The sequence below is a fragment of the Crocosphaera sp. XPORK-15E genome (assembly GCF_034931425.1).
GTDB lineage: Bacteria > Cyanobacteriota > Cyanobacteriia > Cyanobacteriales > Microcystaceae > UHCC-0190.
Genome location: NZ_JAYGHQ010000019.1, coordinates 15,996 through 40,534, shown reverse-complemented (window position 1 = coordinate 40,534; position 24,539 = coordinate 15,996). Strand labels below are relative to the sequence as shown.

Here is a 24,539-nt window from a genome sequence, read left to right as displayed (position 1 = left end):
TAGTCCTTATTTTTCCTGTTTTAATTCTAATAAACCAACCGTTCCCACAAAAAAAGTATAAATACCATATTTGAGAGGATTTTGACCGCCTAATGCGGTATAATAAGCAGCGATTAATGCTTCCACAAAATGGGAACCTAGGGCTACTCGATCTAACCAAAAAATAAATCTCAAGCCATCAGGAATTATCAGTCCCTTATAATGGGCATAGAGGTTCCCTAATTCCCAAATTATCGCACTGGAAATCAGAATAGTAGAAATAAGTTTAATTAGCCTTATAATAAAGGGAGATAAGGGCTTAAGTGAGATAACTTGAGCTAAATTAGAGATCATTCGGCTGACATCAATAATAATTCGATTGCTCATCTATGATAGTCAATTTTCATCAAATTAACCAGCATTTTTTACGCTTCGCCCTGAGTCTTCTCATGGGTTCTCAAAAAAAGTGGTTATCTGAGACAATTGATTGGGAACAGGAAATTGCCCCCTTTGAAACCCTAGACTTTTCTTATTCATCTTATTACACTTTAGGCAATATTACCACTTGCTTAAATCAGGTTAGATTTCAACAAATCATCAGTAAACCCATTTTGTGGATTTATCAAGTAACTGATGCTTGTAAACCAGTCACATCAGAACAAAAACAAAAAAAATATGAATAAAAAAGTCAAAAAACTGGTATAATTGTATAGTGTATTTTTGAGCCTTGTATCCTTAAGTTATCCTTTTGAGTCCCTATGTTCTTTTTATTGGAAGTCGGTACAGAAGAATTACCCGCAGATTTCGTTGATGGAGCGATCGCCCAATGGCAACAACGAATTCCTGTTAGTATCCAAGAGCATTTTTTAGAACCAGACTCCATAAAAGTTTATGGGACACCTCGACGGTTAGCGGTGTTAATTGCTGGACTACCTGAGCAACAAAATGATCGAGATGAAATCATCAAAGGTCCCCCCGCTGCTGCTGCTTTTAAAGACGGTAAACCCACTAAAGCTGCGGAAGGTTTTGCTCGGAAACAAGAAGTAGACTTAAAAGATTTAGAAATTCGCCCCACGGAAAAAGGTGACTTTGTTTTTATTGAAAAGAAAATAAAAGGTAAGGCAACAAAAGAAATTTTACAAGAATTAATTCCTACTTGGATTAATAGCTTAGAAGGCAGACGGTTTATGCGATGGGGTGATGGAGATTTGCGATTTTCTCGCCCGATTCGTTGGTTAGTGACTTTATGTGATGATCAAATTTTACCCCTAGAAATTGTTAATGGAAGCAGCAGTTTAACCAGCGATCGCCTCTCCTATGGTCATCGAATTTTACACCCTGACTCTATCAGTTTAACTCAAGCATCCACTTATGTAAAAACACTACAATCAGCTTATGTGGAAGTTGACCCCAAACAGCGTCAGCAAATTATTGAAAAAGAGCTTAAAACCCTTGGCAAAAAATTAGGCGGAACCCCTGAAATTCCGGCTGATTTATTAACAGAAGTCATTAACTTAGTCGAGTATCCAACTGCTGTTGGTGGCAACTTTGATGAAGAATTTTTAAGTCTACCAACTGAAGTCATCATAACCGTAATGGTGACTCATCAGCGATATTTTGCCGTCAAGAAATCCGACGGCTCACTATTACCTAATTTTATCACAATTTCTAATGGCGATCCCAAAAAATCAAAGATTATTTCCCAAGGCAATGAACGGGTAATTCGGGCCCGTTTAGCTGATGCCCAATTTTTCTATACAGCAGACTGTGATCAACCATTAGAAAGTTATTTACCTCAACTAGAAACTGTCACCTTTCAAGAAGAATTAGGCACTATTTGCGATAAAGTTGATCGCATTATGGATATTGCCCAACAAATTGCAGAACAGTTAGAAATTACTGCAAAGCAACGGGAGGAAATTGAAAGTACCGCCATGTTGTGTAAAGCTGATTTAGTGACGCAGATGGTCTATGAATTTCCCGAATTACAAGGCATCATGGGGCAAAAATACGCCTTAGTAAGTGGGGAATCAGAAGCCGTCGCCCAAGGCATTTTTGAGCATTATTTACCCCGTGGGGCTGATGATATAATGCCCCAATCTTTGACTGGCCAAGTAGTAGGAATTGCTGATCGCTTAGATACTTTAATCAGTATTTTTGGACTGGGAATGATCCCCACAGGATCATCCGATCCCTTTGCCTTAAGACGGGCAGCCAATGCTATTATTAATGTGACCTGGAATGCCCAATTATTAATTAATGTATCTCAATTATTATCCCAAGGTTGTAAGGCATTTGTTACCTCTCATCCTGAAAAGAAATCACCCCTTGAAGCGTTGCAAACCTTCTTTATTCAACGCATTCAAACCCTCTTACAAGATGAATTAGAGATTGATTATGATTTAGTTAATGCTGTCCTCGGAGAAAATGATCTCGACTATACAGAAAGGGCGTTACAAAATTTATTAGATGTCCGCGATCGCGCTCAATTTCTTCAGGAAATTCGTCAAAATGGGATGTTAGATCGGATTTATGAAACGGTGAACCGTTCAACCCGTTTGGCCGCTAAAGGGGACTTAGACTATACTGAATTAGATCCCACTAAAGTCATTCGGCCTCAATTATTTGAAAAGTCCTCAGAACAGGGATTTTATGAAGCGTTAGTTACCTTAGTTCCTAAAACAAAAATTGCCCAATCTGATAGTAATTATCAATTATTAGTGGAAGGTTTAGGGAATATTGCCTCCACAGTGAATCAATTTTTTGATGGAGAAGATAGTGTCTTGGTGATGGATGACAATCCTCAGATCAGACAAAACCGTCTAAATTTGTTGGGAATTCTCCGCAATCATGGGAGAGTTTTAGCAGATTTTGGGGCAGTTGTCAAGGGTTAAAACCTGATATAAATTACCTGTTTAGATCTTAACTTTAGCGGAAATAGGAATAGATTGATGAAAAAATTTCCAGGGATCTAATTCTAGAATTTCAACAATGGAAATGTACCAATCTTGATTATTTTCAGCTTTATTCGTAACGGGAGTCACTAAATTTTTTCTAGACATTTGAGCTATCTCCATGGAGTAAACAAAATCACCTAACATCCTTAATTTATACCTAATTCGATAACTTAACAGTGATGCTATATGACTTAATTTGTAATCTTAATCATCTTATTTCTGGGTTAAGATCACTGACAAATTATCAAAAGCATGAATATGGGTAAAAGTTTCATTCTCCCTGACGCTTACACCCTAAACTGAGATCTTGCACCTAGCTTGAAAACCCCAATTTTTTACCAAATAGTAACGAAGTAATACTTGGTTTAAGTCTTTAAAAATCGGGGTTTTGTAATTTTTTAATCATGGTGCAAGATCTTAGTAAAGGGTTCAGCTATAATGCAAAAAATAGCCTTCGCGGGATTTGTTTATATAAGCTATTATCAATAAACATTTAGGTTAAAAGACTTTTCTAATTCTTCGAGAACAAGATCTGTTATCAATTTAATTCGATAATTACAAGCTTTAGTTTCTGTGGAATTGAAACTGCCATTTTCCCAATATTTATTACTCCCTGCACCACCACCACAAACCCCAAAATAATCACAGGTTTGACGACAGGAATTAACCCCTTTTGTCATATCTTGATAAATTTGTTTGAATTTTTCACTGTTACAAATAGATTCAAAAGTATCAGTTAAAACATTTCCTAAAATAAAATCGCCATAGGGTTCAGTTTTAATAGATAATAATTCAGGGTCAAAAGTTGAAAAGTTGCCGAGATAATCAATATTAACAATACCAAAAGGATGATTCATATCTGTTTTTGCTAGACGTTTATTATCACAAATTAAACCACAAATTGACTCAAATTCTCTTACTTTAAGTTGATCATTGGTTTGCGCTGTTAATTGCCAAAATCGTTGCATAAAATCATAATAACGTTTTTCTGTTCCTGCCTTTTCTAAAGAAGATGTTTGATTAATGCCTTCTATTTCTTCCATATTAAAAGCAACATCAGTAATGCCATTTTTCCAGAAGAAATCAAATATTTCTTCTGCATAATCTAAGGATTCTTGAGTAATAACAGCAATTATATTAAAATAAATCTCATTTTTTTGTAGATAACGAATACCCCTCATCACACTTTCATGACTGCCTAATCCTGTTCGGGTTTGTCGATGAGAATTATGTAAAAAATCTGGGCCATCAATGCTCACACCAACACAGATGTTATGCTGTTTAAATAAATCACACCAGGCTTGATTAATTAGGGTTCCATTGGTTTGAATAGAATGACAAATCGGAATTTGTTGCGGATTATATTTTTGATTAGTAATCTCAATTTTTTTAAAAACTTCTTCATAGAAAGAAATTGGAACTGCTAAGGGTTCCCCTGCGTGCCAACAAATATCAAGATATTCCCCCACAAAAGGACTGGTAAAAAGAGCTTTAAAAATGGGTTCAATCAGATCAAGAGAAAGTTTCTCTTTTAAGTCTCGACTGGGTAAATAACAATAATCGCAATTCAAATTACAAAAAGGTGTGGGTTGAATTACTACTAAACTAATCGGCCCAAATGATGAAAGATCAATCAATTCATTGTTCATTATTTCTCCTATTGATCATGATTACCAACGATTAATAAATCCACCATTTCCCCAGGGACGACGATTGAAAAAACTGCCTCTATCTCCCCAAGGATTACGATTAATAAAACTCCCCCCACCATTACGATTAGCAAAACCTCCTCGATTGGTATCAACCCAAGTTCCTCCACGTCCATCTCCCCAACCTCTTGCCATTAAATCATCTGCTTGATTTTCATCTGATAATTCAATCCCTCTTTCTTGCATAGCTTCTGTTAAGCGAGAAAGACGACTTTCTATGGTTAAATTAGCATTGGGTAAAGTGGAATTTGCCTGAGTAACAGAAGCAGTTAAGGTCGAAACTGCTAAGAGAAATCCAACACAGGTAATTTTAGTCGTCAGTTGCAAAATTCATTTCTCCTTGTAGGAAAGTTACTCTTAAAACTATAGCAAAAAACAGGGCTTTAAATTATCACTAACGGTTAAAAAAGCTACCTCTATCTGTCCAAGGACTCCGATTGACAAAACCGCCACCGCCACCCCCAACATTGGCAAAACCGCCGCTACCGCCACCACGATTAGCAAAACCACCGCCACCGCCAACATTACCAAAGCCGCCACCACCCACGCGATTACCAAAACCTCCGGCTATTTGTTGCCCTCCTTCTTTCCCAAATGTGTCTAAAGATTGAATATCTCGCTGTTGCATCGCTTCTGTAATCCGAGAAAGACGATGCTCAATCTTACCTGTAACACTCTTATTGTTAGACATTTCGGTACTTGCTACTGCGGAAACGCTCACAGTAGCAACGGCTAATAAGAAACCCACAAAAGTAATTTTAGTGGTGATTTGCATAATTTTCTATCCTATGATACAACTCTCTTAAGCACTTTAGCAAAAAAGCTAAGCAAATAATCATGATTGTTAAATTTGTTTACCTTTTGTTTACAGAGTGGCTGAAAACAGTCACAATTATTTTAGGTTTATTTTCTAATCAGTTTAACAGGAGAAACCATGTTTAATAAAGTATCATTAATTGCCTTAAGTTTGCTGGCGATTGTGGCTATACCTAGCCAAAGTTTAGCAGAAACTGTGATTGAAAGGGTAGCGAGAACAGGCACATTAACCGTAGGGGCAAGGGTTGATTTGGTTCCCTATTCCTATGTGAATGAGAAAGAAGAGTTAACGGGTTATTCTATGGATTTAATTGAATTAATTCGGGAACAATTAGAAAAAGATCTCGGAAAAAAAGTTAAACTTAATATTGTGGTAGATGATGAAATTAGTGATCGCATTAAAAGTGTTATTAACGGAGAAGTAGATATTGTTTGTGATACAATTTTTACTTGGCAACGGGATAAATTTGTTGATTTTTCTTTGGCTTATAGTGTATCAGGGATTAAGTTATTAGTCAAGAAGGATAGTAATTTATCTTCCCCGGAATCTTTTAAAGGTAAACGCATTGGTATTGTTAAAAATTCCCTGCGTCAAGAAGCAATTAAAGTCATTGAATCTCAGGTGACAATTGTTAATATTAATAGCTTAGAAGAAGGGTTAAAAGCAGTAGCAGACGGCAAAATTGATGGGTTGGCTTTTGATGGAACTATTTTAGAAGGAATGCGGCAAACATTAGCAAATCCTGATGCTTATAAAGTTGTGCCTAATGAGTCTTATTTTAGGCATGGAATTGCTTGTATGATTCCTGAAAATGATTCGACTTTTTTGAATTTAGTTAACTATACTATTGCGAAAATGATGGATGGCTATCTAACAGGTGATTCTCGTTATGTTGAGATGATTAATAGTTATTTTGGCAAGGATGGTATTGTTACAATTCAACCTGATGTAATTCGTAATTTCTTTGAGATGATGATTATTACTCGTGAGCAAATTCCTCCCAAAGAAATGTCAGCAGAATAGTTCTTTAAACAAAATTTATTTCCATTGACGAAAAGCTTCTTTCCAGGTTTGCCAAATGGAGAGAATTTTGTGTCGTCCTTTTTCAAAGATAGCAGCTAAGATAATTAGCATAATACCTAATCCTAATCCTAACAACCATTTTAGAGGAGCATATTCAACACTTAAGACAATTAATTGATACAAAACTGTGAGTATAAATGTGATAGTCCCCACATAAAGAAAGGCTTTAATTTTTAATCCTAATCCCCAGATTATTGTTCCCAAGCTAATCATTAATGGGATGAATCCAGATGTTTGATAAAATACCAAAACAGTTACGTTGATTATTCCCATACCTAATAGACGTAAAAAGTGACGTTTTCTGGGGTTTAAACCATTTTTAAAACTGATATCAAATTGAGCAATATGAAGAATAAATGAACCAACAACTAAAGCAATCGTGAAATTATTTAGTAACTGATTTTTATAGAGAAAGCGAATAATTGCCCAATCAATAAATACTAAACTAATGTAACTCCAGCGAAGATTATTTTGATTAATTCCGACTTGTAAATAAAAAATTGCCACTAAGAATAAACTTCCATAGGAGATATCCGTTGTTGTAATGAATGCTAATAAAGTCGGAAGTAACAAAGAAACAAGTTTCCAAGGTTGGGCATTCCATCCTAACTTTTTCCAAGGAAAATAATAGATAATCAAAGAAAAAATACCAAAAATGCCAGCATAAGCTGAATCAAAAATACTCAACTCTCTCCAAATTAGACGTATGAATATAAAGGTACTTGTCATATCAATGAACCCAATATATACCCATAAATCTTTAAAGATAAATGTTTGAGATATTCGGGTCATGTTATTCTTATCTCGTCCTTGAATAAACGCATAAAAAGATAAAGTTAGACCAATACAAACATTAATAATATTGAGATCAGGAGTGGCATTTGTTCGGATAAAATTGATGGCTGCTAAAGCAATTACAAAGGTTTTTAAAATAGAGGCGATCGCCCAATGAATATGAGCAATAATTGAAATTTCTTTTAACCTTAAATTCAAAAAAAATTGATATCCTCTGATCCTAAAAATCCAGCTAGAAACACGGTAAACTAAAGCGATAATTGCCGTTACTAATACAATTAACAATAAACCATTTAATAAATTAATTTCTATCTCTTTTATCACCCCATAAATCAACCATTCATAAACTCCAACTGTGAGTAAACTAAAAGAGAGATAACTATAGATTTTTTGTTGAGGAAAACGACAACCAACTCCAACCCCAATTAAGGCAGCTACAATCGTTATTAATCCTGTATAGTAACTAAAATAATTCAGTCGCCAAAGAATTGAAAATATAGCAAAAAATAGGGGTAATAACTGAAAGCTTATAATCGAGGATAAGCTAGGAAATTTATAGATTAACTTCTGAGTTATAATCAAGGTTAATCCAGCAATAATAAGATTAATAATACTAATTTTAAACCAAGCAAATTCTCCCAATAAAATACTATGAATAATTAAAAGTTCTAAAGCCCAATTTATCCCAAAAATTGCCCAATTATTCAGATTTTTTCCATAACGAAAAATAATCATGATGATAATAATAAAAGGTGCAATAAGATGTTGCCAAGTGGAAATAATGAGGGTGTGACTATCAAAGATAATCAAAAATCCAATTAAACTAAAGCGAAATAAAAGAACAAGACAGGCAAGAATTCCCCAACTATTGGTTGCTTTTGTATAAATAATTGCTAGGGGATGATGAAACCTTTGTAACCAACGACTTAACCCCCAAAGTGCCATTAAAAGAAATCCATCATCTAAAATAGTACCAGGAAAATCAAGGAATTCTATTAGGCTTCCTTCAAAAGTTTCCCATAAGCTAAAAATTCCTAGACTAATGGTAAAACCAATTTGAATTCTCGCGGCAAATGGATTAAGAAAAAAGCAACTATTGACTAACATTAAAACTGCTCCAATACCTAAACCAATTAATCTAATGTAAGGTTGCCAAAGGGTTAGAGATTGGGCTAAAATCAAGGAATAAGTGCTTAAAAATGCTGATCTTCTTCGCTTTTTATATCCTTTAAAATTAGTGATAGCAACACCAGTTAAAGCTAGGGGAGTAAGAAACCACCATAAAACCACAGGTTGAGAGGTTCCAGTATTCAGAAACTTTTCAATATTTGGCCATAATAAAACATAACTTAATCCCCCTAAAATCAAGCCTAAATAGTGACTACTACTTCGATAAATTTTCAACCTAGGAATATTAAGATTAGCAATTGTCCATAACAAACACATTAATCCTAAGAAAACTTGTGACCATTGGGTTGTAGAAAGTCCAGGAAAACGCCAATAAATAAAGGCACAAATGCCTAGAATTCCACAAATATTTGTGATATAAATTAAGATAAATCTGATCGGACTAGGGTTACGACTGAGATAAATTAGTGTTGCTGTAGATAATAATAAATCAAGCGATCGCCATAAAGGATTAACAAAAGCAATTCCCGATAAAACAATGGTCATAATGAGAATTAAGTAATCTCCAAATTGCCCAACTTTAGGCTGTGATTGACGATAAATCCACTGGGTAAAAATAGCAAAAATAACAATATAAGGAAAGAAAATAATACTATAAATAGAGGAAACAAACTCAACCGTATTAGAGACATGAGCAGCCCATTCTAGCATCTGTTGGCGCAAGACTAAAGGCCATAATCTATCTAATAAAAATAGTCCTTGTAACCCAATCATAAAAATAGCAAATAAATCCCGTCGTCGCCAATCTCGACGTAATCTTTGACTAAAAAAATGTATCCCTAAACCAGTCACAATAGTAGCTTGCCAAGGCCATGATTCTTTTATTCCTGCTAACCAACCACAAAATAGTAAAATTATGCCAATGACTTCTAAAAATGGCGTTAAACTTTGCTTAACTCGCGGTTGTTTTCGTTGTAATAACCAGCCCAAAATACCAATTCCTAAGCTCAATTCTTTAACAGGAAGATGGGTAATAAAAATGCCTCGCCATAGTAAAATAAAAAGATTGTAAACAATAAAACCCTTTTCTAAATCTAAGGAATAACGAGTCACAGTATGGGGAATTCTCAAAAACCTTAAAATTAAAACCGTTGTCAAGATGGCACTGTAAATGGCTAATAAAGGAAAATTAGTAAAATTCCATCCCCAATTTAAACAACTTAGGATTAAAATATTAATAAAAATTAGCCAGCGATGATGCCGTTTACTGTAAGCAAAAAGAATACTAATTAAACTACCAGAAGCAATTATACTGAGAACTAATTCTCCCCAATTATCCCCTAATTGTAAGCTATCCATAGCCCAAAAATTAATAGGAATGAGTAACCAAGCTATGGCAGTTAAGGTTTTAGAAGTTAACCTTAAATGATGTTTTTGAATTGTCAAATATCCCATCCCCCAAAAGCTCAGGGTATATGCCCATAACACGGCATATTGTAAAAAGTTAGGTAAATTTTGCCATTGGTTTGCTGCTAATAAACCGGAGGAGGTGACAACAAGAAATACTCCTAAAAATAGCAACCAACGGACACTTAATTCCTCTTTAAATCCTTGTCCTATTTGTTTGATAAAATGACTAAATTTTTGAATAGGTGCAGTTGCTGCGGAGAGAATTGCTTGGGGAGTGAAAGAAAGGGAAGTAACCTCTACTATTTTTCTGTCTTCCCTGTTGGTTAATATAGCAGATTCAGGCAAAGAACAACATAAATGAGTCTCACAAATTTCTTTGACTTGTTGCTCACTAATTAATTCTAATTGTAACCAGTGATCTAACCCTTGAAGAAATACTGGGTTAGTTGTATCAATACTTATTTTTAGATGTTTTTGCTGGGATGAAGGATCAAAAGTCATAGGAATAAAAAGATTAATCAAGCAACAACCGACTGCCTTTTTTATGATCAATTTAGTGAGGACAGCCTTTTCTAATTTTAGGGAACACCGAAAAAGGGAATAAATTAAGAAACTTAATCAAGGTATAACCTTTTAATCTTACAGGGATTAAGATCTTGATTAAATCCCAATCATGACAGAAAGTTGTAATTTTCCTAAAGTTTAAAGCTTTATTCATTATTTATTGCTACAAAGGATAGGATTAACCCTTATGGAATATGGCTTTCAAAGGCCGAAAAATTCTATGACCACTATGGATCAAAATCCTGAGAACCCCCGATTAAAAGCAAGTGCAGAAAAACAACGTCTTCAGTCCGTCCGTAATGGTTTCCCTTGGAAAAAATGGGGCCCTTACCTAAGTGAAAGACAATGGGGAACTGTACGAGAAGATTATAGTGATAATGGTGATGCTTGGAATTATTTTACCCATGATCAAGCGCGATCACGTGCTTATCGTTGGGGAGAAGATGGACTAGGAGGTATTAGCGATGATCACCAGGTTCTTTGTTTTGCTTTAGCTTTATGGAATGGCAATGATCCTATTCTCAAAGAAAGACTATTTGGGTTAACAAATAGTGAAGGAAATCATGGAGAAGATGTCAAAGAATATTACTTTTATCTTGACAGCACCCCGACTCATTCTTACATGAAGTATCTCTACAAATATCCCCAAGCAGAGTATCCTTATGAAGATTTAATCAAAACTAATCAACAACGCAGTAAGGATGAGTTAGAGTACGAATTACTCGACACAGGAATTTTTGACGAAAATCGTTATTTTGATGTCTTTGTGGAATATGCTAAAGACAATACCGAAGATATTTTAATTAAAATTAGTGTTGCTAATCGAGGGCCAGAAGCAGCAGACATTCACTTATTGCCTACTTTGTGGTTTCGGAATACTTGGTCTTGGGCTGATGGGGGAGCAAAACCCATTATCCAAAAAGTCGGAGATCGGGTGATCCAAACTCATCATACCGATCCATTATTTCAAAAATTAGTGAGTGATTATTATCTCTATTGTGACCGAACCGTTCCCCTCTTATTCACCGACAACGAAACTAATAATGCCCATTTATTCGGTGTGCCAAATCCCAGTTACTACGTCAAAGATGGCATCAATAACTACGTCGTTCATGGACAACGGGAAGGAGTAAACCCCGCTCAAACAGGAACAAAATGCTCTCCCCATTATCACCTAACCGTAGGGGCGGGCGCAACGGAAGTGATCTGTTTACGTCTGACGAAAACTGCCCCTAGGGAAATCGGTGAACCTTTTGCTACCTTTGAGACAACCTTTCAGGCCCGTTTGCAGGAAGCAGATGCTTTCTATGATTCTGTGACCCCCCCTGCTATTAAAGCTGATAGCGATCGCGTCAATGTCATGCGTCAAGCTTTAGCGGGGATGTTGTGGACAAAACAATACTTCTATTATGACGTAGATAAATGGCTAGAGGAGCATAATATTAACCCATTATTGGGGCCAGAACAACGAAGCAAGATCCGCAACGGTGAATGGTTCCATATGCACAGCGATGATATTATTTCCATGCCCGACAAATGGGAATATCCCTGGTTTGCGGCCTGGGATCTAGCTTTTCATATGTTGCCTTTGTCGAGCATTGACTCAGACTTTGCCAAAGAACAGTTAGATTTAATGTTACGCAACGACTATCTACACCCTAATGGTCAGATTCCGGCTTATGAATGGAATTTTGGCGATGTTAACCCTCCCGTTCATGCCTATGCCACCATGCAAATTTATTTAATGGACAAGGCCCGCAATTTTGGACAAGGGGATCTCGATTTTCTCAAGTATGCCTTCTCTAAATTGCTGGTAAACTTTACCTGGTGGGTTAACCGCAAAGATAGTGACGGGAACAACGCCTTTGAAGGAGGCTTTTTAGGATTAGATAATATTGGGGTCTTTGACCGAAGTGCGCCCTTACCCACAGGTGGCAGTTTAGAACAAGCAGACGGAACCGCTTGGATGGTCTTTTTCAGTCAACAGATGTTACGCATTGCTGTAGAACTAGCTGTCCATGATCCTCTTTATGAGGAGTTTGTCAGTAAGTTCTTTGAGCATACCATGTGGATTGCCGGGGCGATGGATCGCATCGGAGAAAACCAAGATGAAATGTGGGACGAAGAAGACGGGTTCTTCTACGATGTTTTGAAATTGCCTGATGGAACAGCCATGCGTCTGAAAGTGCGATCGCTAGTTGGACTCTTACCCTTAGCGGCCGTGGCTATTTTTAATGAGGATGATATCGCCAAATTACCCAACTTTTATAAGCGGGCCCAAGCTTTTTGGAGTCGTCATTTTGATCTGATCGAGAATATACACATCCCTGATGAAAAAGGGGCAGCCGGTCGCTATATGCTGTCAGTGTTTACTGAGGAGAAACTGCGTAAGGTTTTGTCACGAATGCTGGATGAAAACGAGTTTTTCAGTCCCTATGGCATTCGTTCTCTGTCTCGCTATCATGCCGATAATCCCTTTATCTTTCACCATGCAGGGGAAGAATTTCGGGTAGATTATGTACCAGGAGATTCTAATACAGGGATGTTTGGGGGTAACTCTAACTGGCGTGGCCCGGTGTGGATGCCCGTTAATATGTTATTTGTGGCTTCGTTGCGGCGACTTTATTCCTTTTATGGTGATGACTTCAAGGTAGAATGTCCCACCGGATCTGGACAGTATATGACCTTATTTGAAGTAGCACGGGAACTGGCCGAACGACTGATCAGCCTATTCTTAAAAGATAGCAATGGCAAGCGTCCCATAAATGGGGCCTCTGACAAATTCCAAAATGATCCCTATTGGAAAGATTTGATCCTATTCTACGAATATTTTCATGGGGACAGTGGGGCAGGTATTGGGGCGAGTCACCAAACAGGTTGGACGGGTGGTATCGCTACCATTATCCAAGTAACAGGAATTTTGACTGATGAAGTGGCAGAAGAACTCCTATCTAGTTCTGATGTAGAACTTGAGGCCATGAGGAAGTATCTCAATAAGAAATAAACCCCTACGGGGTCAACGGCCGTTGACCCCTAAATCTGTAGGGTGGGCATTGCCCACCCTCTAGAACCCTGTTTTCTTTAAAAACGGATAATTAAATTATGCCTAACAATCTTCATCCTTCTCTTTATCAAATTAATACCCGTGTTTGGCTAAATCAACTCTCTCGCCAACTCGGCCGTCAAGCTACCTTAGATGATATCCCAGATACAGAACTTGATCGCTTGGCTAATTTAGGGTTTGATTGGGTTTATTTCCTCGGTGTTTGGCAAACGGGAGAAGTGGCCCGTCAAGTTTCTCGTACTAACCCGCAATGGTTAGCGGAATATCAAGAACTTTTACACGACTTACACGAAGATGATATCCCTGGGTCGGGTTTTGCGATTACAGGTTATAACTTAAATCCCAGTTTAGGGGAACCAGAGTCATTAATTCGTCTGGGCGATCGCCTACATCAACGGGGCCTCAAGTTGATGTTAGATTTTGTTCCTAACCATACGGCCCCTGATCATCATTGGGTTCATTCCTATCCTGATTATTATATTGCTGGTGACGAAATTTTACTGGCTGAGCAACCTCAAAATTATATTAAAATAGACTCTCCCAACGGGTCGAGAATTCTTGCTTATGGTCGTGATCCCTATTTTGATGGTTGGCCGGACACCCTACAACTCAATTATGGCAATTCAGACCTACAAACGACCCTAATCAATGAATTATTAACCATTGGTCAATGGTGTGATGGGTTACGCTGTGATATGGCTATGTTAGTCTTACCAGAAATTTTTGAGAGAACTTGGGGCATTCCCACCGAACCTTTTTGGCCCAAAGCGATACCCCAGGTACGGCAAAAAAATCCTGATTTTGTCTTTATGGCCGAGGTTTACTGGGATCTGGAATGGACTTTGCAACAACAAGGGTTTGATTATACTTACGATAAACGATTGTACGATCGCCTGAGAGATCAGTCTCCCCGTCCGGTTCGGGAACATTTTTGCGCCGATCTTGATTATCAGAGTAAATCCGCCCGTTTTTTGGAAAATCATGATGAACCTCGGGCCGCAGGAACGTTTGCTCCTGATGTTCATCAAGCGGCAGCAGTTTTAACCCATTTTTGTCCAGGGTTGCGCTTTTTCCATCATGGACAGTTAGAGGGATGGACAAAAAAAATATCGGTACATTTGGGACGAGGGCCAGAACAACCCCATCATCCTGAATTACAAGGGTTTTACCGCCAACTCCTTGAAGGGTTGCGCTTAAATGCAGTTCGGGAGGGAGAATGGGAATTATTGCAATGTCAACCGGCCTGGGGGGATAATTGGACTTGGGATTGTTTTATTGCCTATAGTTGGCAAGAAAATCAGGGCGAACGGGTGATTATCTTGGTTAATTATGCCCCAAATCAAAGTCAATGTTATTTATCCTTTCCTTGGTCAGATTTAGCGGGTCAAAAGGTACAACTTCAGGACATAATGAGTCCTAGCAGTTACGAAGTTGATGGCCATAATTCACTTTATCTGGATTTTTCCCCCTGGCAATACCAAGTTCTGAAATTGGTTTAATCAGTTTTTTGTAGGGATAATTTATGAATTACCCCTACATATTTTCATTAATAAGCTAAGGCTAAACCATCGGCCCTAGGTTCTGATGCAGCAATAAAAACGCCCTCATTTTTTAAGATTATTTGACCCTTACCAAACATGGTTTCAGGGGATAATTGAATCTCATGGCCCCGTTGTCGTAATCCTGCTACGATTTCCGAGGGTACACCCCTTTCTAAAAGTACCCTATTTCCCTCTAAAAATTGCCATCTAGGGGCATCTAAGGCAGCTTGAGGATTCATTTGATAATCAGTTAAATTGACGACCATTTGCGTGTGTCCTTGGGGTTGCATGGGGCCGCCCATCACTCCAAACGGCCCCAAAGGTTGATGATCTTGGGTTAAAAATCCAGGGATAATAGTATGAAACGGACGCTTATTAGGGGCAATTTGATTTGGATGACCTGTTTCTAAGGTAAATCCCGATCCCCGATTATGTAAAGCAATGCCTGTTTCTGGAATCAAAATTCCACTGCCAAACCCATCATAATTAGACTGAATAAAAGATACCATTAAATCTTGATCTGCGGTACATAAATAGACAGTTCCCCCTTGAGGAATACCAGGATTTGCTAAGGAAATTGCTTGAGAAGTAATTAAATTTTGACGTTGTTTTGCATAAATTTTATCTAATAATTGTTCTTTAGAAACTCTCATATAATCTGGATCACTAACATGACAATAAACATCAGCAAAGGCCAATTTCATCGCTTCAATTTGATAGTGAAAGCTTTCTATAGAATCACGAGGATAGCTTTCTAAGTTTAATCCTTCCAAAATATTAAGAGCCATTAAAGTCGCAATTCCTTGCGTATTGGGGGGCATTTCCCAGACTTCCAATTGTTTATATTTAGTGTAAATTGGCTCAACCCATAAAGGTTGATGATTGTTGAGATCAGCTATGTTTAAATATCCACCTGTATCTGCGGAAAAATTGCTAATTTTTTGCGCTAAATTTCCTTGATAAAAACTTTCTCCTCCGGTTTTAGCAATCTCTTTTAAAGTTTCTGCATGAAACAAACTTCCCCAGATTTCTCCCGTTTTTGGGGCCCTATTGTTAGGAAAGAAAACATTTTTAAAAGGTTGAAATTCAGAGGATTTTTGAGACAAATAAACTGCTGCTTTGCGTCGCCAAATTTCTGCGGTTACGGGAGAAACAGGAAACCCTTTTTCTGCATAACGAATAGCTGGACTAAATAACTGTTTAAAAGACAATTTTCCCCAACGTTTCCATAATTGATACCAAGCAGAAACGGCCCCAGGAACTGTTACCGTTAACCATCCTAATTGGGGCATTTCTTTGAAGGAAGAATAAGCATCTAAAGATAAATTTTGAGGGCTTTTTCCTGACCCATTTAGTCCCTGTAATTTTCCATCCCAAACTAAGGCAAAAGCATCAGAACCAATACCATTAGAAGTCGGTTCTACAACTGTTAAAGTAATGGCAGTTGCTACAGCAGCATCCACCGCATTACCTCCTAATTGAAACATTTCAATTCCTGCCAAAGTTGCTAAAGGTTGACTGGTAGAAACAGCACAATTTTTGCCTAAAATAACGCGTCTTTGGGAAGGATAAGGGTAAGAATTCAAATCAAAGGGCATAATATACTACTAGATAAAATCCTTAATTATTTTAAACCACTTTGTTCTAATGCTTCTGTTAATAATTCTTCTAATTGTAATAAATTAGCCCAATTAGTTAAATATGCAAAATCAAGATTATCTTGTTGAATTTTTAAAACCCCTAATACATCGCGCCACTGTTTTTGTGATTCACTTTTTGCGAGATTATACCAAAAAAGTTTTTGTAAGATAATATCTTCAGGAGAATAGATATAAACTCCTTGATTTAATTGAGGATCGACAGGATAAAATTGACGGCGTTTCATTTTCGATTGAGAAAAAGCTGTATTATCCATCACAAATAAATCAGCCTTTTCAATGGATAATAAATGAATAATATTAAAAGATGTTTTATTTTGAATTGCTTCAATCACAGCAGATTCACTAATATAAAAATCAGATCCCATTGCTTGAATAAGAGGAGTCACTTGGGATAAAGATAAATCAATCACTAAATCTAAATCTTGGGTAGCACGACTTTCTCCAAGCAAGGAACTGGCAACAGATCCACCTATTAAATAAGGAATGTCTAAACCAACTAAAATATCTGCAATTTTTTGAGCCAAACTAAGAGGATCTTCAATCATAAATCCTGAAATATCATTAACCTTATTTAAAATAGTAATCCATTTTTCTCCTAAAGTCCTCTTAATATATTCTTCCCTGATTTTATTGATGCTTGCTTCAGGATACTGTGACTTTATCCCCTTTAACACTATATTTCTAATCGACTGATTAAACTTACAAAATCTGTCTTTTTTTTGATAAGGCTTTAATTGCTGCAAAAGCTCAAATAAAATCAGATCCGCTTCTTGGCTAGTATCAAAAGATTGAGATTTATATTTATTATTGTTGTAGGGAGAAGGAAGTTTGACCATAAATTAATTATTACAGATCTATGATGGTTTTGGGGCAAGAACAGAGGCATTGTCTCTACAATTGTTATCGTTACATAAATAAATTTTGTAATCCCTAGGCTAAAATGATCCTGTGTCAACTCCCATAATTATCAATGCTTTCTCAAATAAAAGACCTCGCAGAAAACCTGTTTCCTAGACTGATAGAAATTCGTCGTCATCTTCATTCCCACCCCGAATTAAGCGGCCAAGAATACCAAACAGCAGCTTATGTCGCGGGGGTACTTTCTTCTTGTGGTATTCATGTTAAAGAAGCAGTGGGAAAGACGGGAGTCGTCGGGAATTTAGAAGGAAATGGCACCATATCTGAGATTTTGGCTATTCGCACGGATATGGACGCTTTACCCATTGAGGAACACACAAAACTCGAATTTGCTTCCCGTAAACCTGGCATTATGCACGCCTGTGGCCACGATGTCCATACAACTCTTGGCCTCGGAACTGCCATGATTTTATCTCAGTTGCGAGAAGAATTGCCAGGGAACATTCGCTTTCTCTTTCAACCCGCCGAAGAAATTGCCCAGGGCGCAAGCTGGATGGTGCAAGACGGGGCGATGCGAGACGTTAAGGCTATTTTTGGGGTTCATGTCTTTCCGTCCCTTCCTGCCCGTTCTGTGGGCATTCGCTACGGGGCCTTAACTGCGGCTGCTGATGACATCGAAATTTTTATTCAAGGAGAGTCTGGCCACGGGGCCCGTCCCCATGAAGCGATCGATGCGATCTGGATCGCCTCTCAAGTTATTACCACCTTACAACAAGCCATTAGTCGCACTCAAAACCCTCTGCGTCCCCTCGTGTTAAGTATTGGACAAATTAATGGCGGCCGGGCCCCCAATGTGATCGCCGATCAGGTGAGAATGGCCGGAACTGTGCGATCGCTGCATCCTGATACCCATGCTAACTTACCTCAGTGGATCGAGGGCATTATTTCTAATGTTTGTAATACTTATAATGCTAAGTATGAAATGAATTATCGTCGGGGAGTTCCTTCGGTTCAAAATGACCTTCTTTTAACGCAAATTTTGGAAAGTGCCAGTCGGGAAGCTTGGGGAAATGATCGCGTTGAAATTCTTCCTGAACCCTCTTTAGGGGCTGAAGATTTTGCTTTATATTTACAACAAGCCCCAGGCAGTATGTTCCGTTTAGGGGTGGGTTCTCCTAATAAGTTAAATTATCCTTTGCATCATCCTTTATTTGAAGTTGACGAATCTGCTATCCTTACAGGGGTTGTTACTTTAGCCTATAGTGCTTATAAGTATTGGCAAAAAGATAATAGTTAATAAAATATGTTTTCGCTTACCCCTGTGCTTGCCCTTAAATTGTTGTAATCACAGACTTTTTAAGGGAAGACTTTAACAATAATCCATATTCAATACCTTCAACTACTGCTTGATAAGAAGCCTCTAAAATATTAGGAGAAACCCCCACCGTTGTCCAGCGTTCCTGACTATTACTAGACTCAATTAAAACACGAGTATTGGCAGAAGTTCCGGCCCCTCCGTCTAAAATTCTTACCTTATAATCAGTGAGATGAAACTGAGCAATTTCAGGATAAAAATTGACTAAAGCCTTCCTTAAAGCACTATCTAAAGCAGAAACTGGCCCATTACCCTCTGCAACCTCTAATCTATCCTCTCCATTCACCGTTAATTTAATCGTGGCTAAGGCGTTACTATAGGGCATTCCTTCCCCATATAACATATCACAATGAACCTGAAAACCTTTTAATTGAAATAAGGTTTTTCGCTGTCCTAAAGCTTGACGCATTAACAATTCAAAACTAGCTTCTGCCGCCTCAAATTGATAGCCTTTATGTTCTAATTCCTTCAATTTTTCTAAAATATAACGGCAAGCAATATCATCTTTAGTTAACTCAATACCAAAGGCTTTGGCCTTTGATAACACATTACTTAACCCCGACTGTTCCGAGATTACAATGCGTCGTTCATTCCCAATTTCTTCCGGCTTAATATGTTCATAAGTTAGGGGATTTTTCTGGACTGCTGACACATGAATTCCCCCTTTATGGGCAAAGGCAGAACGCCCAACAAACGGCGCATGATCATCAGGGGCTAAATTAACCATTTCACTAATTAAACGGCTAGTTTTTGTTAATTGGGTTAACTGATTTTCACCTAAACATTCATAGCCCATTTTTAATTGTAAATTGGGAATTAATGTACATAAATTCGCATTGCCGCAGCGTTCCCCATAACCGTTGATAGTTCCCTGTACCATTCTCACCCCTTCAACCACCCCCGCTAACCCGTTGGCCACGGCAGTTCCCGAATCATTATGAGTATGAATGCCCAATTGCGGCCCCTCTGTATCCGGTTCAATTTCTAAGGCAACCACCACATCCTGAACAATACGGCTAACATCATGGGGTAAGGTTCCCCCATTCGTATCACACAAGACTAACCATTCTGCCCCTGCTGCTTTCGCTGTTTTGAGGGTTTCTAGGGCATAATCAGGGTTATTGACATAGCCATCAAACCAATGTTCCGCATCATAAATCACCCGTCTTCCCTGACTGCGAAGATACTCAATTGTATCTCCGATCATCTTTAAATTCTCCTCTAGGCTGGTCTTCAGACTCTCTGTAACGTGGAGATCCCAAGATTTGCCAAAAATTGTCACCCAACGGGTTCCCGCCGCTAAAATCGCCTTTAATAGTTGATCCTCTGCGGCCAATTTATTAGGACGACGGGTAGAACAAAAGGCCACCACTTCCGCTTGGGTAAGGGGTTCTTCTTGTAACTTCCAGAAAAATTGTACATCCTTGGGGTTAGCTCCCGGCCATCCCCCTTCAATAAAAGGAACCCCCATTTTATCCAATTGACGGGCAATTTTTAGCTTATCTTCTAAGGATAAGGAAATCCCTTCCCGTTGGGCCCCATCTCTGAGGGTGGTATCGTATAGCCAAATGCGGTTAGCTGTCCCCATAGGATTATTTGTGTTCTTGAGTTAACGGATAATTGAAGCATTGGCGATCGCTTTCTTCAGGGTTTTTGACGGCGATCGCAAAGCACTCCACCCTATCATAATAGAGCCAAACCTATCCCCCTCTGAAATTTTAAGATTAAATTGTTAGGAGGTTAAAATACAAATAAGTCCTCTTAACATTATTGGGCGAAAAGCAGCTACTAAACAATGACGTATCAAAAAATATTAGTGCCTTTATCCCATGTAGATGAAAGCGAAAAAGTCTTTACTCAAGCCTTAAACATGGCGAAACAAGACAACAGCACCTTAAAACTCTTTCACTGCATACCTTCCGACATTTATATTACCCCCTATGGAACCTTTACCACCAGCCAATTAACCACCCTGCTACCCCAATGGCAAAAAGGGCTAGAAACAGAGCAACAAAGAGTCGTAGAATGGTTAACAGACTATGCTCAACAAGGCTCAGCGCAGGGTATTTCTGTGGAGTGGGATTGGAAAATTGGCGATCCCAGTACCTCCATTGTGCAAATAGCCAAAACTTGGGAAGCAGATCTGATTATGATGGGACGTAGAGGCTTAACCGGATTATCAGAAATGTTACTGGGCAGTGTGAGCAATTATGTGGTTCATCATGTTCCTTGCTCCATCTTACTGATCAAATAACCCTTGCCTTCGAGAATTCCCTGGTCAAACCTTCCTGAGAAACGTTAACATAAGTTAACAACCGTTATAAGTATAGAGAAAGTCTGACTTCTGACGAATGCTATAACTCCATCTTCACCTTCAGTAAATTTTAAAGAGGCCGAAAGCGTGAACAAAAATAACAAAAAATGGCGAAATGCCGGACTATACGCACTCCTGTTGATTGTGGTATTAGCCCTAGCATCAGCCTTCCTAGATAACAATAACTCCCAAAGTCGAGAAAGTTTAAGCTATAGCGAGTTTATTAACCGAGTAGAAAGCCATAAAATTGATCGGGTAACTTTAAGCGCAGATAGAACCCAAGCAAGAGTGCCTAACCCCAGTGGTGGCGCACCTTTACTGGTTAACTTGCCCCCTAATGATACTGAATTAATCAATATTTTGTCGAAAAATCGGGTAGACATCGCTGTACAACCCCAAAATGATGAAGGAATTTGGTTCCGCGTCGCCAGTAGCCTATTCTTGCCTATTCTGCTTCTGGTCGGATTATTCTTCCTGTTGCGACGGGCCCAAAATGGCCCTGGTTCCCAAGCGATGAACTTTGGTAAGTCCAAAGCGCGGGTACAAATGGAACCCCAAACCCAAGTAACCTTTGGGGACGTGGCCGGTATTGAACAGGCAAAATTAGAACTGACTGAAGTGGTAGACTTCCTCAAAAATGCCGATCGCTTTACTGCTATTGGTGCCAAAATTCCTAAAGGGGTTTTATTAGTGGGCCCTCCTGGAACCGGAAAAACCCTCTTAGCGCGGGCCGTAGCAGGAGAAGCAGGTGTTCCTTTCTTCAGCATCTCTGGATCTGAATTTGTGGAAATGTTCGTCGGGGTTGGTGCATCTCGCGTTCGTGACTTATTTGAACAGGCCAAAACTAACGCCCCTTGTATTGTCTTTATTGATGAGATCGACGCAGTAGGCCGTCAACGGGGGGCCGGTTTAGGGGGAGGTAACGATGAACGAGAACAAACCCTCAACCAACTGTTAACGGAAATGGACGGGTTTGAAGGTAATACGGGTGTGATAATTATCGCCGCTACCAACCGCCCTGATGTCTTAGACTCGGCCTTATTGCGTCCCGGCCGTTTTGACCGTCAAGTGGTGGTTGATCGTCCTGACTACGCGGGCCGTCAAGAAATTCTCAAAGTTCATGCCCGTGGGAAAACCTTATCTAAAGATGTTGACCTCGATAAAATTGCCCGTCGGACTCCTGGGTTTACCGGAGCAGACTTATCTAACCTGTTAAATGAAGCTGCTATTTTAGCCGCCCGTCGTAATTTAACCGAAATCTCTATGGATGAGGTCAATGATGCCATTGATCGCGTTTTAGCAGGGCCTGAGAAGAAAAATCGGGTCATGAGTGAGAAACGCAAAACTTTAGTGGCGTTTCATGAAGCAGGCCACGCTTTAGTTGGTGCTTTAATGCCTGACTATGATCCAGTACAGAAAATCAGTATTATTCCTCGCGGCCGGGCCGGTGGGTTAACCTGGTTTACTCCCAGTGAAGATCGGATGGAGTCTGGGTTATATTCTCGCTCTTACCTGCAAAATCAAATGGCTGTGGCCTTGGGTGGCCGGGTTGCTGAAGAAATCATCTTTGGTGAGGAAGAAGTGACCACAGGGGCTTCTAATGACTTGCAACAGGTGGCGCGAGTGGCCCGTCAGATGGTGACGCGGTTTGGTATGAGCGATCGCTTGGGCCCTGTTGCCTTGGGCCGACAAGGTGGCAGCGTTTTCTTAGGTCGAGATATTGCTTCTGATCGGGATTTTTCTGATGAGACTGCCTCCACTATTGATGAGGAAGTGCGTCAACTGGTTGATACTGCTTATCAACGGGCTAAAGATGTGTTACTTAATAACCGTCATATCTTGGATAAATTAGCGGAAATGTTGGTAGAAAAAGAAACCGTAGATTCAGATGAGTTGCAAGAAGTTTTAAGCAGCAATGAAGTGAAAATGGCTAGTATTGCCTAGGGTTTTTACTTATTAAATATTTGAGCAGCACCTTGAAAAAGTGCTGCTTTTTTGTTGGAGAATTTATTTCAACTTTGTTATAATTAACAAGTCTTGTAAAGCTGATTTAGAGGAGCCAATATACCTGATTCTAACAGCAGCTTCTCATGTTACAATTGTACCTACTTTGGCAGCCTCATGAAACGTCCACTGAATATGATAAATAGATTATTTACTATTGGCCATTCTAACTTAGACATAGAATCTTTCACGTCCTTACTTACTCAATATAATGTAACAGCATTGGCAGATGTACGCTCATCCCCCTATAGTCGATATCTACCACACTTTAATCAAGATAACCTGAAAAGAACGTTACTAGATTCAGGCATTAAGTATGTTTTTTTGGGACAAGAATTAGGGGCTAGACCAAAGGATCAAAACTGTTATATTGAAGGTAAAGCAGTTTATGAGGAAATTGCCAAAACTCAGCTATTTTCTCAAGGTATTGACCGTGTGTTCAAGGGTTCTCAATCTTACAATATTGCTTTAATGTGTGCCGAAAAAGATCCGATTACTTGTCATCGAGCTATTTTGGTTTGTCAACATTTAAAATCCTTTCCTATAGAAATTAATCATATTTTACAGGATGGAAAAATAGAATCCCATCAGCAATTAGAAAGTAGATTATTAAACATTCATAATTTAGGACAATCAGACAGAGAGCAACTGGTACAATTAAGTTTATTTGATAGTTTACCTGCTCAGATTCCTTGTCAAACCTTATCCCTAGAAGATTCTTTAAAAGAAGCTTACAGACGACAAGGAAATAAAATTGCTTATGTAGAGAAAACCCATGAATAACACAATTAATTTATCGACAATTGGCTTTACAAAAAAAACAGCTAAAGAATTTTTTGAATTGTTACAAAAAGCAAAAGTTAAACGAATTATTGATACTCGACTGAATAACATTTCACAATTAGCGGGATTTGCTAAACGTAACGACTTACAATATTTTCTCAAAGAAATTGCCAATATTGATTATATTCATCTGCTAGATTTATCACCGACTCAAGAGATTTTAGATGACTACAAAAAGAAGAAAGGAGAATGGTCAATTTATGAACAAAAATTTAGAGAATTAATGGTCAAAAGAGAAATAGAAAAAAAACTTGATCCTGATTTACTCCAAGATAGTTGTCTATTATGTAGTGAAGCGAAACCTCATTATTGTCATCGTCGTTTAGTTGCAGAATATCTGAGAGATCACTGGGGAAATATTAATATTTATCATCTTTAAGCAGAATAAACTCCAATAATTCTGTAAATTTTGCTGACTATTTGGGAATTATAAGACT

At 38.4% G+C, this 24,539-nt stretch carries 19 protein-coding genes; 10 read left to right on the top strand and 9 right to left on the bottom strand.

All coding sequences use genetic code 11. The annotated features are described in order from the left end of the window. Positions 1-6: 6 nt before the first annotated feature. Positions 7-366, bottom strand: a complete 360-nt coding sequence (locus VB691_RS20300) for a hypothetical protein (RefSeq protein ID WP_323293345.1) — start codon at positions 364-366, stop codon at positions 7-9. 2 nt (positions 367-368) lie between these two features. On the opposite strand from VB691_RS20300, the gene VB691_RS20295 reads away from it, so the two are divergent. Both VB691_RS20295 and glyS read left to right on the top strand, forming a co-directional pair. Continuing rightward, positions 369-662 carry a hypothetical protein gene (locus tag VB691_RS20295; RefSeq protein WP_323293344.1) on the top strand — a complete coding sequence of 98 codons (294 nt, stop codon included), beginning with the start codon at positions 369-371 and terminating at the stop codon, positions 660-662. A gap of 75 nt (positions 663-737) precedes the next feature. Further along, positions 738-2,873: a glycine--tRNA ligase subunit beta gene (glyS, locus tag VB691_RS20290; RefSeq protein WP_323293343.1), complete on the top strand. Its 2,136-nt coding sequence runs from the start codon at positions 738-740 to the stop codon at positions 2,871-2,873. A gap of 21 nt (positions 2,874-2,894) precedes the next feature. Here the strand turns inward: glyS and VB691_RS20285 are convergent, their stop codons facing one another. The 4 genes from VB691_RS20285 to grrA (VB691_RS20270) form a co-directional block, all read right to left on the bottom strand. After that, the gene (locus VB691_RS20285) at positions 2,895-3,041 is read right to left on the bottom strand and encodes a hypothetical protein (protein ID WP_323293342.1); all 147 of its coding nucleotides are present in this window, start codon (positions 3,039-3,041) and stop codon (positions 2,895-2,897) included. 377 nt (positions 3,042-3,418) lie between these two features. Further along, complete coding sequence (gene grrM, locus VB691_RS20280) at positions 3,419-4,585, bottom strand: cyclophane-forming radical SAM/SPASM peptide maturase GrrM/OscB (RefSeq protein WP_323293341.1); 1,167 nt, start codon at positions 4,583-4,585, stop codon at positions 3,419-3,421. Positions 4,586-4,606: 21 nt separating this feature from the next. Next, on the bottom strand, positions 4,607-4,972 hold the full coding sequence (gene grrA / locus VB691_RS20275) for a GrrA/OscA1 family cyclophane-containing rSAM-modified RiPP (protein WP_323293340.1): 366 nt from the start codon (positions 4,970-4,972) through the stop codon (positions 4,607-4,609). 67 nt (positions 4,973-5,039) lie between these two features. Continuing rightward, positions 5,040-5,420 carry a GrrA/OscA1 family cyclophane-containing rSAM-modified RiPP gene (grrA, locus tag VB691_RS20270; RefSeq protein ID WP_323293339.1) on the bottom strand — a complete coding sequence of 127 codons (381 nt, stop codon included), beginning with the start codon at positions 5,418-5,420 and terminating at the stop codon, positions 5,040-5,042. 159 nt (positions 5,421-5,579) lie between these two features. Here grrA (VB691_RS20270) and grrP point away from each other — a divergent pair, with 159 nt between their 5' ends. Beyond that, complete coding sequence (gene grrP / locus VB691_RS20265) at positions 5,580-6,485, top strand: extracellular substrate binding-like orphan protein GrrP (protein WP_323293338.1); 906 nt, start codon at positions 5,580-5,582, stop codon at positions 6,483-6,485. A 15-nt stretch (positions 6,486-6,500) separates the two neighbouring features. On the opposite strand, the gene VB691_RS20260 is transcribed toward grrP, so the two are convergent. Continuing rightward, complete coding sequence (locus VB691_RS20260) at positions 6,501-10,379, bottom strand: hypothetical protein (RefSeq protein WP_323293337.1); 3,879 nt, start codon at positions 10,377-10,379, stop codon at positions 6,501-6,503. Between the two features lie 283 nt (positions 10,380-10,662). Between VB691_RS20260 and VB691_RS20255 the strand changes: the two genes are divergently transcribed. Continuing rightward, positions 10,663-13,446 (top strand): MGH1-like glycoside hydrolase domain-containing protein, encoded by a 2,784-nt coding sequence (locus VB691_RS20255; protein ID WP_323293336.1) that lies wholly within the window; start codon positions 10,663-10,665, stop codon positions 13,444-13,446. 98 nt (positions 13,447-13,544) lie between these two features. Next, positions 13,545-15,005 carry an alpha-amylase family glycosyl hydrolase gene (locus tag VB691_RS20250; protein ID WP_323293335.1) on the top strand — a complete coding sequence of 487 codons (1,461 nt, stop codon included), beginning with the start codon at positions 13,545-13,547 and terminating at the stop codon, positions 15,003-15,005. 47 nt (positions 15,006-15,052) lie between these two features. On the opposite strand, the gene VB691_RS20245 is transcribed toward VB691_RS20250, so the two are convergent. Next, complete coding sequence (locus tag VB691_RS20245; RefSeq protein WP_323293334.1) at positions 15,053-16,645, bottom strand: gamma-glutamyltransferase family protein; 1,593 nt, start codon at positions 16,643-16,645, stop codon at positions 15,053-15,055. Between the two features lie 26 nt (positions 16,646-16,671). Next, complete coding sequence (locus tag VB691_RS20240; RefSeq protein ID WP_323293333.1) at positions 16,672-17,544, bottom strand: hypothetical protein; 873 nt, start codon at positions 17,542-17,544, stop codon at positions 16,672-16,674. 134 nt (positions 17,545-17,678) lie between these two features. Between VB691_RS20240 and VB691_RS20235 the strand changes: the two genes are divergently transcribed. Continuing rightward, positions 17,679-18,863, top strand: coding sequence for a M20 family metallopeptidase (locus VB691_RS20235; protein WP_323293332.1), 1,185 nt, complete (start codon positions 17,679-17,681; stop codon positions 18,861-18,863). 34 nt (positions 18,864-18,897) lie between these two features. Here VB691_RS20235 and cimA read toward each other — a convergent pair whose 3' ends face one another. After that, positions 18,898-20,529, bottom strand: a complete 1,632-nt coding sequence (gene cimA / locus VB691_RS20230) for a citramalate synthase (RefSeq protein WP_323293331.1) — start codon at positions 20,527-20,529, stop codon at positions 18,898-18,900. A gap of 207 nt (positions 20,530-20,736) precedes the next feature. On the opposite strand from cimA, the gene VB691_RS20225 reads away from it, so the two are divergent. The 4 genes from VB691_RS20225 (at position 20,737) to VB691_RS20210 (ending at position 24,481) form a co-directional block, all read left to right on the top strand. Next, positions 20,737-21,195 (top strand): universal stress protein, encoded by a 459-nt coding sequence (locus VB691_RS20225; RefSeq protein WP_323293330.1) that lies wholly within the window; start codon positions 20,737-20,739, stop codon positions 21,193-21,195. A 147-nt stretch (positions 21,196-21,342) separates the two neighbouring features. Continuing rightward, positions 21,343-23,199: an ATP-dependent zinc metalloprotease FtsH3 gene (gene ftsH3 / locus VB691_RS20220; RefSeq protein WP_323293329.1), complete on the top strand. Its 1,857-nt coding sequence runs from the start codon at positions 21,343-21,345 to the stop codon at positions 23,197-23,199. Between the two features lie 177 nt (positions 23,200-23,376). Continuing rightward, a complete protein-coding gene (locus VB691_RS20215; protein ID WP_323293328.1) occupies positions 23,377-24,042 on the top strand; it encodes a DUF488 domain-containing protein in 666 nt (221 codons plus the stop codon). Beyond that, positions 24,035-24,481 (top strand): DUF488 domain-containing protein, encoded by a 447-nt coding sequence (locus VB691_RS20210; RefSeq protein WP_323293327.1) that lies wholly within the window; start codon positions 24,035-24,037, stop codon positions 24,479-24,481. Before VB691_RS20215 ends, VB691_RS20210 begins: the two co-directional genes overlap by 8 nt. Positions 24,482-24,539: the final 58 nt, after the last annotated feature.